10 protein-coding genes are annotated in these 14355 nt (G+C 33.8%); 9 read left to right on the top strand and 1 reads right to left on the bottom strand.

All coding sequences use genetic code 11. The features are described 5' to 3' along the window. Positions 1 to 6: 6 nt before the first annotated feature. From QE431_RS16345 to QE431_RS16310, 8 genes are all read left to right on the top strand, one after another. Positions 7 to 1452: a RagB/SusD family nutrient uptake outer membrane protein gene (locus QE431_RS16345; RefSeq protein ID WP_307297771.1), complete on the top strand. Its 1446-nt coding sequence runs from the start codon at positions 7 to 9 to the stop codon at positions 1450 to 1452. Between the two features lie 16 nt (positions 1453 to 1468). Continuing rightward, positions 1469 to 2242: a DUF4843 domain-containing protein gene (locus QE431_RS16340; RefSeq protein ID WP_057116753.1), complete on the top strand. Its 774-nt coding sequence runs from the start codon at positions 1469 to 1471 to the stop codon at positions 2240 to 2242. Positions 2243 to 2275: 33 nt separating this feature from the next. Next, entirely contained in the window at positions 2276 to 3769 is a 1494-nt protein-coding gene (locus tag QE431_RS16335; RefSeq protein WP_057116752.1) for a PKD-like family lipoprotein, read from the top strand. A gap of 70 nt (positions 3770 to 3839) precedes the next feature. After that, the gene (locus QE431_RS16330) at positions 3840 to 4709 is read left to right on the top strand and encodes a thioredoxin fold domain-containing protein (protein ID WP_307297768.1); all 870 of its coding nucleotides are present in this window, start codon (positions 3840 to 3842) and stop codon (positions 4707 to 4709) included. Between the two features lie 6 nt (positions 4710 to 4715). Continuing rightward, on the top strand, positions 4716 to 6188 hold the full coding sequence (locus QE431_RS16325; RefSeq protein WP_307297767.1) for an aspartyl protease family protein: 1473 nt from the start codon (positions 4716 to 4718) through the stop codon (positions 6186 to 6188). 29 nt (positions 6189 to 6217) lie between these two features. Then, positions 6218 to 7600 (top strand): TlpA disulfide reductase family protein, encoded by a 1383-nt coding sequence (locus tag QE431_RS16320; protein ID WP_307297766.1) that lies wholly within the window; start codon positions 6218 to 6220, stop codon positions 7598 to 7600. A gap of 12 nt (positions 7601 to 7612) precedes the next feature. Then, positions 7613 to 10429 (top strand): pitrilysin family protein, encoded by a 2817-nt coding sequence (locus QE431_RS16315; protein WP_307297764.1) that lies wholly within the window; start codon positions 7613 to 7615, stop codon positions 10427 to 10429. Positions 10430 to 10570: 141 nt separating this feature from the next. Further along, positions 10571 to 12613, top strand: coding sequence for a thioredoxin family protein (locus QE431_RS16310; protein WP_307297762.1), 2043 nt, complete (start codon positions 10571 to 10573; stop codon positions 12611 to 12613). Between the two features lie 336 nt (positions 12614 to 12949). On the opposite strand, the gene QE431_RS16305 is transcribed toward QE431_RS16310, so the two are convergent. Then, the gene (locus QE431_RS16305) at positions 12950 to 13408 is read right to left on the bottom strand and encodes a DUF1810 domain-containing protein (protein WP_057116746.1); all 459 of its coding nucleotides are present in this window, start codon (positions 13406 to 13408) and stop codon (positions 12950 to 12952) included. 489 nt (positions 13409 to 13897) lie between these two features. On the opposite strand from QE431_RS16305, the gene QE431_RS16300 reads away from it, so the two are divergent. Next, positions 13898 to 14257: a hypothetical protein gene (locus QE431_RS16300; RefSeq protein WP_281866322.1), complete on the top strand. Its 360-nt coding sequence runs from the start codon at positions 13898 to 13900 to the stop codon at positions 14255 to 14257. Positions 14258 to 14355: the final 98 nt, after the last annotated feature.

Below are 14355 nucleotides of genomic sequence, written 5' to 3'. Positions count from 1 at the left end.
GAAATTATGAAACAGTATTTAAATAAAATAGCATTAATCATCTTGATTGCATTGTTAGCGACAGGCTGCAGTGATTTCTTGGATGTAACGCCTCAGGATAAAATTTTAGAAAATCAAATATTTGAAAATGAAGCCGGAATGCAGAATGTGCATAACGGACTTTATTTAAGTCTGGTATCTGATGACCTTTACGGAAGACAGCTGACAATGGATGCTGTAGAAATTTTAGGGCAACAATATAATATGACAAACAATACCTCTAAAAGTAAAATAGCATCGTATTCTTATACAGAAAGTCATCCTAAAGGAGTGTTCTCTGATATTTGGGAAACAGGATATAAAACTATTTTGTATGCCAATAAATTTTTAGAAAGCATGGATGAACATGCAGGAATTGTTTCAAAGGAAAAAGCCGATCTTTTAAAAGGAGAAACAATCGGGATTAGAGCAATGCTTCATTTTGATCTGCTTCGTTTATATGGACCAATCTATAAAGTTGATCCTTCGCTTCCTGCAATACCTTATTATGACACTGCCGTTACTGCAAATCAGCCTTTGATTTCTGCAAAAGATGTTGTGGCTAAGATTCTGGCTGATTTGGATAAAGCCTTAGAATTATTAAAAAAAGATCCAATTTTGACTTCAGGAAAATATAATGCTACTACTGATTTTGATGCTAATCCGTATTATTCTGCAAATAGAGGTTTACGAATGAATTATTTGGCAGTAAAATGCCTTAAAGCACGTGTGTTATTATATTCTGGAGATAAAACAGGGGCTTCTGCAGTAGCAAATGAAGTAATTAACTTTACTAAATCGACGACATTTTTTCCATGGACTCCATTTTTAGAAGCCACAAATGCTTCAAATCCAGATCGAATTTTTTCTTCTGAAAACTTTTTCGCTTTAAGTGATTACAGATTGTATACAAAACAAAAAGCTTTATTTGATTATAATCTATCCAATGAAGCTATTTATTCGCCTTTATTGAGCAGATTAACAGCTGTTTTTGAATCAAATGATAATGATTACAGAAGCCTGCCAAGCTGGAAAGTTCCTGCTGTTGGTGGAAAAACGCAAAAAACTTTTTACAAATATGAAGATGTAGAGACAAAAACAAAGCTATTTCGTCTGCAGATTCCTATGATAAGACTTTCAGAAATGTACTTGATAGCTGCAGAAACCGCACCAGTACCAGCCGACGGAATTGCTTTTTTAAATACACTTCGTTTTAATCGCGGTTTAACAAATTTGGCTGCAACGGCAAATGTTACTACAGAAGTTACAAAAGAGTATAAAAAAGAATTTATTGGCGAGGGACAGCTATTCTTTTACTATAAAAGAATAAATAGTGCTACAGTTCCTAATGGCTCAGCAGCTTCTGGAAACATAACTATGGGAGCACTTCAATATGTTGTGCCATTGCCAGACATTGAAGTTAATTTCCAATAATTTTAAACAAAGTATCATGAAAAAAATATTGATTTTAAGCATATTGTTTTTATCATTTTTAGGACTTGCTTCATGCGATCAGGAAGGAATAGAAACATATAGTGGAAGTGACAGCATTTATTTTGCACCTTCTGTTTATGGAATTTCTGACGGTGCAACTATAACAGTAACAGATAGCACAGGGATTACTTTCGCTTTAGACAAGGCTGAAATTGCTGGTAGAATTTATAATATTCCAGTTCGAGTGCAAGGAAAAAGCAGTGATGTGGACCGAAAAGTAAAAATTACCATAGATCCCAAAAGTACTGCCGTATCAGGAACTCATTTTAAAATTCCTGAAAATTTTGTAATTCCTGCAGGAACGGTAGTGAATGATCTGCCAGTAACTGTTTTCAGAACTGCAGACATGAAGAAAAATGGTTTTTTGCTGATTTTAAATTTAGAGGAAAACGAATCGTTTAATACGAATATGAAAAGTAAAGTAATAAATAATCTGACGAATAAAAAAATCAGCTTTATTACTTTCAAACTTTCTTTTGATGATAAATTAACGCAGCCTATCGGATGGTATGCACCATATTTAGGTGTTTTTTCGGCAAAGAAATTCTTCTTGATGTGCGACTTGATTCATTTAGAGCCAGCAATGTTCAATCAGAAATTAGGTTCAGTAGGACTTGCTATTTCTGATATTATGTATTATCAAGCTTTTATGAAACGTTATCTGGCTGACCAAAAAGCATCTGGCAATACTGTTTATGAAGAGGATGGGAAAGAAATGGTCTTTCCTTAAAAATCATTTAGTAAATTTTAAAAATAGAACATTATGTTAAAAAATATAAAGATTCAATTTCTTCTGTCGCTGTTGCTGGTTTTAACTTATAGCTGTGCTGAGGATGAAGGAAATTACAATTATAGTGCAATAAATGAAATACACGCGACTGGTATTGAAGAAGCGTATACGGTTTATACGGGTGATAATTTTAAAATTACGCCTGATTTGAATGAAACTTTAATTGACGTCAACAGTACAGATCGTTACAGCTACGAATGGGTAGCGCTAAATCCTGCTAAACTTTTATTAGAATCACGAACATTGCTTGCAACTACCAAAAATTTGGATGGAGTCATAAAGTTAGCACCAGGAAGTTATAATATCTACTATTTTGTAAAAGATAAAGTTACAGGCGTTACTTGGCAGCAAGAACCTTTTAAGCTAAATGTAGTTTCGGCTATTTATGAAGGCTGGATGGTGATAGGAAATGTAAACGATAAAGCACGTCTCGATATGGTTTCAATTGTGCCAGGTGTTGCACAACCAAGAATTATTACAGATGTTTTAGATGCTTCAGGTTCTGCTTTAAAATTAACTGGCAAAGCTGTAGAGGTTTCTTGTTTTGGAAGCGCCGTTTCTACTACTTCGGCTTATGGGATTTATGTAACTACTACAGAAAATGGTACCGCAAGACTTGATCCAGATTCTTTTGCGTGGACTCAATCACAAAATTTGGCTTATGAAACTTTGGGAGGTTCATTTCCTACCAATTTTGGGGTTGATTTTATGGAAACTCCTGGTGCCGGAGGCGAAAATTTTATTTACAGCAAAGGCGATATATATTATTATTACCGCGCTTTTAATATAAAATACGGTTTGCCTCAAAACATATTAGAGACAGCTACAAAAACTTTTTATGCAGCGCCTTTTATAGCTTCTAATAATGGCTCAAGTGCAGCGCCGGTTTTCTTTAATAATGAGACTAGCAGTTTTGTTCGTTTTAATTATTCAAAAGGAAATTGTTCGGCGATGCCACCTGTCACTGGAACTGCATCAACTTTAGATTGGAATAATACGAACTCCGATTTAATCTACATGACTACTTCTGGATTTAATGGTTATGAAAATTTTGCTGTTCTAAAAAATCGATCAACAGGAAAATACTATTTACTGCGTTTTTCTCGAGGTTTGATTCAAAGTTATTACAAAGAAATTTTGAATGCGCCAGAATTTGACAAAGCAACAAAATTTGCTGTAAGCCCAGATTCAGGGTATTTATTTTATGCAGTTGGTGGTAAAGTGTATGAATATGACAACGGAACACAATCGGCTAAATTGATGATTAATAAAGGTGCTGAAGAAATAACTTATATCGCTTTTAATTCTCTAGCAAAAAATGCTGACAAAAAATTAATTGTGGGCAGTTATGGAACTTCAGGCACATTAGAGCTTTATACAGTTCCTCCGGTAAACGGCGATTTAGTATTAACTGACAAATATGAAGGCTTATGCAAAATTGTCGATGTTGCATACCGCCGAAGATAATTTTAAACTAAAAAAAAACCGGATGAAGCATGAAATTCATTCTTCATTCGGTTCTTAACAATCACACTTTATGAAACGATTTATTAGAATCGCAAGCGCAGTTTTGCTGCTTGCCTGTCCATCTATTGCCTTAAAAGCACAGGCTCAATCTACCGAAGAAAGCTGGGCGCAGGCCAAAAAACAAGCGCAAACAGAGAAGAAATTAATCTTTGTCGATTTGTATTTTACAGGCTGTGCGCCGTGTGCACAAATGGACAAAGAAGTATTTCCAGATCCAAAAGTAGCAGCTGTTTTAAGTGCAGATTTCGTCACTTTCAAGTCTGATATTTTAAAAGAAGAAATTGGTGAAAAATTATGTATGAAATATGGCGTAACTGGTTTTCCAACATTTTTATTTATGAATGCAGATGGAAAAGTAATTGATATTGCCGGCGGATTTCAAAACGTAGAGCAGTTTACAGCCTTGCTTCAAAATGCAAAAGAAGCAGCTAAAAAAGGAATCTTCAAAAAGTACAGCCCAGAAATCCAGGAAAAAGATTATCCTGATTTTTACAAACAAGCTTATTTAGACGGAAAAAGAAATGTGCCGTTTGAGGTTATCGATACGTATTTAAAATCCAAAGATGCTTCTGAAGAGGTTTCTTTTGTGATTATTACCGGATTAAGAGTGGGTAAACAATATGATGATCCATTTCTTTTTGGGAGTAAAAAATTAGCGAATGATTACGGAAAATGGAGTGTTAACAGTCATGTATTTACAATTTTACAGCGCAAGAAAAGAGAGTACGAAAAAAAGAATGATCTAAAAGGATTTACAGAACTAGTAAACGGTTCAAAAGAACTTTATACGCCTGAAGAATTTACAAAATATTCAAGCATTTTATTGAAAGATTTCGGAGTAGAAAAAGTGGTAGTGAAACCGAATACGGCACAAAAGTAACCCGAAATGAAAAAGATATTCCTGCTTTCAATATTGATTTTTAGCTGCAACATTTATGCTCAAAACAGCATTCAGAAATCTATTGAAACTTTCGAAAAAGCCTTTCAGAATAAAAATTATAATGAAATAAAAGATCTTCTGGCGCCACAATTTACTGTTGGCGTTGGAGATTCGTCTTCAAACGAATATTATTTGAATGGTATTTTTAATGCTTTTCCCGTTTTAGATTCTATACAAATTGGGAAGACTGTAACGATTAAAAATGAAACTTTTGCTTTGGTAGATTTTTGTTTTAATGGAAAACAAAAAAAGCCATCTCAAATTGTTTTCAATTCAGAGAACAAAATTTTGTACGTGACTTTTTTTGATGGTTTATACAAAGTCGACCGAAATGCAACAGTAAAACAAGTGGCAAGTATTCCGTTTCAAATTATCGAAAACGGAATCGCCATTAAAATAAAACTAAACAAAGCCGACCGAGAATTTTTAATGCTTCTTGACACAGGCGCCGACGGAATGGCTTTAAATCCAGACAGTGCTTACAAAGCTGGAGTTGTGGTTACGAAAAGTAAATCGGCATCTGTTGTTGGCGGCAGTCAGCAGGTTCAGTATTCCGCAGATAATACTATTTATTTAGGAGATCAGGTTTTAAAAAAACAAGGATTGGTAATTTTTCCAAAGCACGGTGTTTATGACGGCTTATTTGGTGCCAATCTGCTTCGAAATTATATCACTTCTGTCAATTTTGATACCATGACTATTGATTTGTACAACTTCGGAAATTTTAATTATTGGGGAAAAGCAAAGCCGTTGGTTTTTGATTATAAATCGGGACTTCCGGTAGTAAAAATGAATCTGACTTTTGAAGATAAAAAAACAGTCGAAGGCAGTTTCACTTTTGATACTGGAGCAGGTTATGATCTCATTGCTTACGGACCTTTTAATCATAAAAATAATCTCGAAGCAAGTTTAAAAACCGAGTACACATCTGTCAATTACAGTTTAGGAAAACAAACTAAAATTGTTGGCGGCGCCATTCCGAATATTTCTATTAACGGAAACAATTTTTCAAATGTAACCGTGGCACTTCAAGAGTATGACGAAGCCAATAAAAGCTGGGCTTTCGCCGATGGATCTTTGGGAATTGATTTAATAAAACGTTTCAATTTTACAATCGATTTATTACACAAAACCGTGTATTTAGAACCCAATAAAAATTTCAATAAAACACCTTCTTTTTATTTGAGCGGACTCGATTTAGATTTTGATGAAAACCAGAATCTTTTAGTAAAAAGAGTTTTAGATCAGCAAAACGAAGATTTAAAGAAAGTAAAAGTTGGAGCAAAAGTTACTCAGATAAACGATTTCGAAGCCAAAGATTTAGTAAAACCAGAAAATCTAAAAAAGCTGAAAGAAACTAAAGAAAGCAAAGATATTATTATAGAACAAGACGAGCAATCGATGCGAATTTCAATTTAATCTATCAATCAAAAAACAAATATACTATTATGAAAAAACACATTTTTTATTTCATTTTAACCTTCATTACGGTTCAAATGAGTTTTGCTGCAAACCTATCTGAATATGCAGTAATTAAAGGAACGATTTCGATTCCAGATAGTAAAGTAAAAGAAGTTACACTTTACAATGTCGAAGAAGGAAAGCCAGTCGTTGCAGCTACCGCAAAAGTTAATTCGCTGGGGGAGTTTGGCTTTATGACACCAGTTTCAGCTGCTGGCTTTTATTATGTCGATTACGGACAATTTAAAAGCAGAAACCAATTAATTCGTTTGTATTTAGAACCTAAATTGGATATCAATCTTGTTATCAATAAAGAAAATTACGTTTTAAGCGGGAAAAATATCGGACAAAATGCCTTGGTTCAAAAAGCCAATGAAATTTACAACGAATTTGCGCCTTTCGCTAGACTTGGAGGAAATGTAACTTATGTGGAGTTTTATCCTTTTATAGATAAAGGTGTGGCTAAAGCAGAAGAATTTTCGAATTCAATAAAAACGAAAGATGCTAGCTTTAATAAGTTATTAAAATTAGCCGTTGCAACAGATGTTGAAGAATTGACGTATACTTTTTTCAGAATGCCTAGAACTGCATTTCCAGATAAAGATGATCGTCCTGCGGTAATCAAAACTTGGCAGACCGATAAAAAGTTTACAGATCCAGATTTATTAAAATTGCAAAATGGCGTTTCATTAATGTCACATTATTTCTTTTATGTAACAATGAATTCTGGTGGAGGACCAAAACGTCTGGATTTAGCAGAAGCAATTACTCACATTACAGATCCAGCTTTAAAAGATGTTTATCTTCGTGATGCAGTTGCAACATCAAGAATGAAAATTGAAGAATATGAAAAAATTGCACCAAGTATAAAACCTTTTATGATTTCTGATGCAAGTAAAACATTTTTAGTAGAATACGAAAAAGTATTGCATAAAAGCGTAGGTCAAAAAGGATTAGATTTTACGTATAAAGACATTAATGATAAACCGGTTTCGTTTTCAGATTTTAAAGGTAAATTTGTTTACATCGATTTATGGGCAACTTGGTGCGGACCATGTAAGGCTGAGATTCCTCACATGAAAAAAATCGAAGAAGATTATCACGGAAAAAATATTGTTTTTGTAAGCCTTTCATTAGATAAACCAAAAGATGCACAAAAATGGAAAGATTACGTTATTAAAGAACAATTAAAAGGAATTCAGTTAATGGCAGATAAAGATTTTGGTTCAGATGTGGCTAAAAATTACGAGGTAAATGCCATTCCGAGATTCTTATTGTTTGATCCAAAAGGAAACATTATCAATGCAGATGCGTTTCGTCCTTCAAATCCTGAACTAAGAGAACAGCTTGACAAATTATTGAAAAGTTAATAAACCAGCTTTATGAAATACAGCAAAAAAATAGCGATCTTACTGCTCTTCGTTGGATGTTTGTCATTCGCGCAAGCGCAGCATTATAAAGCAAACGATCCAATTGCGGTCAACCAAAAAATAAAAAAAGGAGTGCTGCCAAATGGAATGACGTACTATATTTATCCTACTGAGGTCAATAAAAATACAGCAAGTTATTACATCATTCAAAATGTAGGTTCGATTTTAGAAAACGACCAGCAGAAAGGTTTGGCGCATTTTCTGGAACATATGGCTTTTAACGGAACCAAAAATTTTGAAGGAAAAGGAATCCTGAATACGCTTCAAAAACAAGGTGCTGTTTTCGGCAAAAATATCAATGCGTATACCAGCACAGACGAAACAGTTTACAATTTAGACAATATTCCGTCAAAAGATGGAGGAGTAGTCGATACTTGTTTATTGGTTTTACACGATTGGTCTAATTTTTTATCGCTGACGAATGAAGAAATCGATGCCGAGCGCGGTGTAATTACCGAAGAATGGCGCACGAGACAAAACGCGCGCGCTAGAATTTACAATCAGTTAGCGCCATATTACTACAACAATTCGCTTTACGCAGACCGTATGCCTATTGGCGATATGGAAATCGTTAAAAACTTCAAATATCAAGTTTTAAAAGATTTTTATAAAGATTGGTACCGTCCGGATTTACAGGCAATCGCAATTGTTGGAGATATTAATGCAGATGAAATTGAGGCAAAAATCAAAAAACTTTTTGCAGATATTCCAACACCCGTAAATCCGAAAAAAAGATTTGAAGTTGCTATTCCAGAAAAAGCAGAACCTACTTTTAAACTGGCTCTAGACAAAGAAATTGCAGCATCGAATATCAATTTTATGATTCGTCATAAAGCTGAGAAAGCAAGTGGAACTTATGCCGATTTAGAAAAATCTACACAGCGAAGCATTGCGTTTGGAATTATAAACAATCGTTTGAGCGAAATGGCTCAAAAACAAGAATGTCCTTTTAAAGGAGCGCAAATTGGATATCAAAAATATTCACGTTTGAACGATGTTTTTGTAGTAAGCATAACGCCAAAACCAGATAAACAAGCCGAAGCTTTAACAGCAGTAATGAACGAATGGGTTCGAGCTTATAAATTTGGTTTTTCAAAAGGAGAAATCGAAAGAGCAGTTACAGAAACGATTTCTAGATATGAGAATTATTTAGACAAACTAAACGAGATTTCGCACAAACAAGTAATCGGAATGGTAAAAGATGATTATTTGAACCATGAAGTTATCGCAGATCCTAAAGCAGAATTTGAAATGACGAAAAGCATTTTGAAGAATATTGATACTAAAACGCTTCAGGACGAAATCACTAAATTATACACAAAAGAAAATCGTGTTGTAACAGTAACCGGTGTAGAAGGGGAGGGAAATTTAGCACAAGAAAAAGCTTTTGATATTATTGAGAAAGCTGAAAATGACACTTCGCTACAGGCGTATGTAGATACTTTTGAAGGAAAAACACTTTTAGGAAATCTCAAAATTAATCCAGGAAAAATTGTTTCTGAGAAAAAAGAAACTGCAATCGATGCCACAACTTTTGTACTAAGCAACGGCGTAAAAGTGCATTATAAGTTTGCAGATAAAAACAAAAAACAGATAAACCTGCAAGCAGAAAGTTTGGGCGGTATATCCATGTATAAATCTGAAGACATGCCTTCAGCATATCGTTCTACAAGTCTGGCAATGATGTCTGGCGTTGGTGAACTTTCTAATGTTGATTTAGAAAAGGTTTTAAAAGGAAAAATTGCAAATTCATCTGTAAGTTTAAATTCTGTAAAGGAAACAGTTTCGGGTTCTGCAAATGTTAAAGATATCGAAACGATGATGCAGCTAGTGCATCTGCGTTTTGTACAGCCAAGATTTGATACTAAAATGTACGAACTTTTAAAGCAGAGACTTCAAAACTCTTTAAAAAATAGAGAAAACGACATTAATGCTAAGATGCAGGATAGTCTGTCTAACATTGTTTACGGAAAAAATAACCCTAAAATTCGTCCATTAGATCAAAAATATATCGATGATTTATCTTTTGATAAAATGAAAGCGATTTATACGGATCGCTTTGCAGATGTTTCAAATTTTGATTTTTTTATTGTTGGGGATGTTACAGCAGAAGTTTTAAAACCATTACTAGAAAAATACATCGCAAGTATAAATGGGATTAAACGAAAGGAAAAATTTAATACCGAGATTCCAAAATGGACGTCGAATAAAATTGATAGAGATGTTTTCATAAAAATGGAAACTGCAAAAAGTTCTGTTCGAATCACATTTGTAAAGGACTATGCTTATAATCAGCGAAACAAAATTTTAGCTTCTTTCTTAGGAGATATATTGACTTTGCGTTATACAGAAAGTCTTCGTGAAAAAGAAGGTGGAACTTATGGCGCAGGTGTGGATTCAGGAATTGACAAATTACCAATTTCAAAAGCTAGTCTAGAAATTAACTTTGACTGCGATGCTAATAAAGTAGAGCATTTACTTCCAATTGTTTATCAAGAAATTGATAAAATTAAAAAAGGAGATATTGTAGCTGAGGATTTAGAAAAAACAAAAACAAACTATTTAAAGGAGAAAGAAGACAGCAAAAATTTTAATATGTATAGCAGTTATTTGCTTTACAGTTATTTTATAGATGGCAAGAATATGAATGATCCTAATAATTACGAAAATATTATAAAAGGTATTACAGCAAAAGATATTCAGGACTTTGCGAATTCGTTTTTATACAAAGCCGATTCATATGAAATCGTTTTCAAACCACTACAATAATCTGAAGAGTTTTTATTACTAGAGTTTAATTTGTATTTCCCTATCAATCAATTATTTTGAATTAGTAAGCAATTTAGTTTGAATAGCGGATTTAATAGAGGGTTGTTTTGCTATTCAACCCTCTTTCTAAAGTTTTTACCCATGAAAAAGAATATTTTTTTACTGGGCTTTTTCCTGCTGTTTTCCATATTAGTAAAAGCTCAGATATATAACCCAATAAAATGGAAAACCAGTATTGCGAAAATTTCTGATACTGAATATGAATTGCAGGCAAAAGCCATTATAGAATCGGGCTGGCATTTATACAGTCAGGAAGTTGCAGACGGAGGTCCGCTTCCCACAACTTTTAGTTTCAGCAGGAGTTCAGATTTTCAATTAGTTGATAATGTAAAAGAAGAAAAAGGAAAAAACATTAATGATCCCGTTTTTAAAATGCAGATCAAGTTTTTTGAAAAAGAAGCAGCTTTTACACAACGCATTAAAATACTTTCGTCCAAACCTTTCAAAATTAAAGCTCAAGTGGAGTTTATGGTTTGTAATGATGAAAATTGTCTGCCGCCAAGTTCTGATGAATTAGAATTTACGATTATTCCTTCCGCGAAAGCGAAAACTTTAATAGAAACAACCGTAAAAGAAAATAATAAACCAATTGTTGTTGATTCTTCGGTTTTAGAATTAAAAGAAAAAGCATCAATAGTTTCAAAAGAAATAGTTGAAACGCCAAAAGCAGCAGTAAAAAAAATCCAGCCCAAAACAGCATCAAGAAGCTTGTGGACTATTTTTCTTTTATCATTTTTCTCTGGATTTGCTGCATTGCTGACGCCTTGCGTTTTCCCGATGATCCCAATGACGGTCAGTTTTTTTACCAAACAAAGCAAAACCAAATCGCAGGGAATTAGAAAAGCCATTTTTTACGGAATTTCGATTATTGCCATTTATATTTTTCTAGGCGCCGTTGTAACTTGGGTTTTTGGAGCAGATTCTCTTAATGCGCTTTCTACAAACGTTTGGTTCAATCTGATCTTTTTTGTGCTGTTAATGGTATTTGCCTTTTCATTTTTGGGTGCATTCGAAATTATGCTGCCGAATTCATGGGCAAATAAAGTTGATACGCAAGCAGACAAAGGCGGAATCGTTGGAATATTATTTATGGCTTTGGCTTTGGCAATTGTTTCTTTCTCATGTACAGGACCAATTGTTGGAACGTTATTGGTGGAAGCCGCTTCACGCGGAGGAATCGCACCTTTTGTGGGAATGTTTGGTTTTTCATTGGCTTTGGCTTTACCCTTTACACTATTTGCTGCTTTTCCCGGCTGGCTGAATTCACTTCCAAAATCTGGTGGATGGTTAAATTCGGTAAAAGTGTTTTTGGGATTTTTAGAAATGGCTCTAGCGTTCAAATTTTTATCAAATGCCGATTTGGTTCTGCAGCTGCATTGGCTGGAAAGAGAAGCTTTTTTAGCCATTTGGATTGCCATTTTTGGAACGCTGACTTTTTATTTATTCGGAAAAATTCAGTTACCGCATGATACGCCGAGTTCAAATATCAGCGTTGGAAGACTTGGACTTGGTGTTGTAGTCCTAGCTTTTACCATTTATTTAATTCCCGGAATTTGGGGTGCTCCGCTAAAAATGATCAGCGGTTTTCCGCCGCCAATGCATTACAGCGAAATTCCAAATGGATTGAATAATTCAAGTTCGTCGCAAATAATACAGAATCTTCCAGAAGGAGCAGAGCTTGGGCCCCATAACATTATGGCCTTTACCGATTACGATTTAGGAATGCAGTACGCCAAAAAAATAGGAAAACCAGTTATGATCGACTTTACCGGCCACGCCTGCGTAAACTGCCGAAAAATGGAAGACAATGTCTGGTCTGACGAAAAAGTACAGAAAATTCTAAAAGGCGATGTGGTCTTGATTTCTCTATACGTTGACGACAAGAGAGAATTGACGCAAAACGAGCAGACTACCTCTAAGCTGACAGGGAAAAAGTTAAAATATATTGGTCAAAAATGGAGTGAATTTCAAACACTAACTTACAAAACCAATGCACAGCCTTTTTATGTTTTGGTAAATCATAACGGCGAAAAGCTCAATGAAACTTCAGCCTACAATCCAAATATTCAAGAATATTTAAACTGGCTGCAAAAAGGCGTTTCTAATTTTGAGAAAAGTTCATAAAGAGATTTTTATCTTTAATTTGTAATTATATTGTTGATGAAAGAGACTATCTAAAAGTGATAGTCTTTTTTTTTTATATTTTTTGTTCCGTAGGAACATTTCATCGGTAGAAAATTATTGTTAGCATATTCATCGTTCCATAGGAACGTTTCATTTTGACATTGTTTTTTAACAATTTACCAATTTCAAACGTTCCTACTGAACGTGAATATGACGGGTCATTATTTTGTCTACCAATGGGACATTCCTACGGAATGATGTTAGCTATATAAACGTAAAAAAGCGGTTATCTCAATTTTGAGATAACCGCTTTTTTTAGAATCCTAAGAGAGAGTATTAAGAAAGAACAGCTTCTGGCTGTTTAACGGCTTTTTTAGTAAAGTTTAAAGTCATTTGATCTAAATGCCCGTAGAAAAAAGTATCCAGAACTTCTTGAAAAACAGGATCTGCATTTTCTACCTGAACAAATAAACTCATTGACGAATGCAGTTTTCTTGCACCAAGTTCTCCCAAAATACCTTCTGCTGACTTTTTCTTTAAAGTCAAAAGCAATTTTGAGATTTCAATTAAATGTTTTGCTAAAATCGGATGATTTAAAAATTCAGTTGCTTCTTTAAGATCTGCAACCGCATAATAATCAGAGAGCGCGCTTTTTCCCAATCCTTTTATCTGCGGAAAAATAAACCACATCCAGTGTGTTTCTTTTTTTCCTTTTTTAATCTCAGAAAGAGCAGTCAGATAAAGTTTATTTTGTGCATCTAAAAATCGGGTCAAATCATTTTTTGCGTAGATCATCTCTTGATTATATATTAAATGGTTTATAAATCGGGTTTGTTTAATCGGTAACACTTGTTTAATCTTTTTATTATATTTTATCGAAATTTTCGATTATCAAAAGTAGAATTCCTATCTATTTGGGAGTTATAGAATTATAGCGTGGTGTTATATAATTTCGATAATCTTTAAGTGTAGGAATGTCCTGTTAATTTATTTTTAAAGTTTTAAAAAGAGCTAAATTCTAATGTTATTTTAATGTTCTGCAAAAAAAATGGCGCTAAATTGCGCGCTCCTAAAAATTAGGATGACTGCTCTAAATCACTGAGGTTTTGAACAAAATCGAATGTGATTTTTAGACTGAAAAGTAAATTTAGAGGCAAAAAAGACTTAGAAATATTAAACTGTATTTGGTTAAAGTCTTTCAGGGATTTTATTGGTGATGTAACTTTTATTTTTTAGAAAATGTTGAATAAAATTAAAAATAGCTTTTTTTGCAAATGCCTTCAGGTGTTACTAGTCGGTTATTTTTTAATCAGCAGTTTAAATATCTCCAATAGTTTTGGCAGAATTATAAGCGACAATGCCGAAACTTATACTGTAAAAGGTATTGCATGTAACTTTTTAAAGAAAGTTTTTAAGTGTGACGGAATTCCAGAAGAGTTGGATGATTACGAAACAAAAGACACGAAAACAGCGAAATTAGCCAAAGGAATTCCAGCAATGGAATATTTGATTTCGATAGAATCATCAATGCCTAATTTTTATTTTCACATAGAAACCAAAGGAAAAAACTACATCAATAATCCAATGTTTTCGTTTGGATTTCATGGTAAGATACATTTACCGCCTCCTCGAGTGAACTCATAAATACTTGTTTTTTAGGGATTGGAAGAAAAATCTTGATCTCGAATACGGTTTTTGCCGTATATTTATTCTATGTAATAATCTCGTATTTATACTTACAT

The sequence above is a fragment of the Flavobacterium sp. SORGH_AS_0622 genome (genome assembly GCF_030818825.1).
Classification (GTDB): Bacteria; Bacteroidota; Bacteroidia; order Flavobacteriales; family Flavobacteriaceae; genus Flavobacterium.
Note: the sequence above shows the minus strand (reverse complement) of the source record. Positions and strands in the feature narration are given on the sequence as shown.

Bases quoted from the DNA above. Each gene is read 5' to 3' on its own strand.
- QE431_RS16345 (WP_307297771.1), top strand. From the start codon at position 7: ATGAAACAGTATTTAAATAAAATAGCATTAATCATCTTGATTGCATTG.
- QE431_RS16340 (WP_057116753.1), top strand. From the start codon at position 1,469: ATGAAAAAAATATTGATTTTAAGCATATTGTTTTTATCATTTTTAGGA.
- QE431_RS16335 (WP_057116752.1), top strand. From the start codon at position 2,276: ATGTTAAAAAATATAAAGATTCAATTTCTTCTGTCGCTGTTGCTGGTT.
- QE431_RS16330 (WP_307297768.1), top strand. From the start codon at position 3,840: ATGAAACGATTTATTAGAATCGCAAGCGCAGTTTTGCTGCTTGCCTGT.
- QE431_RS16325 (WP_307297767.1), top strand. From the start codon at position 4,716: ATGAAAAAGATATTCCTGCTTTCAATATTGATTTTTAGCTGCAACATT.
- QE431_RS16320 (WP_307297766.1), top strand. From the start codon at position 6,218: ATGAAAAAACACATTTTTTATTTCATTTTAACCTTCATTACGGTTCAA.
- QE431_RS16315 (WP_307297764.1), top strand. From the start codon at position 7,613: ATGAAATACAGCAAAAAAATAGCGATCTTACTGCTCTTCGTTGGATGT.
- QE431_RS16310 (WP_307297762.1), top strand. From the start codon at position 10,571: ATGAAAAAGAATATTTTTTTACTGGGCTTTTTCCTGCTGTTTTCCATA.
- QE431_RS16305 (WP_057116746.1), bottom strand. From the start codon at position 13,408: ATGATCTACGCAAAAAATGATTTGACCCGATTTTTAGATGCACAAAAT.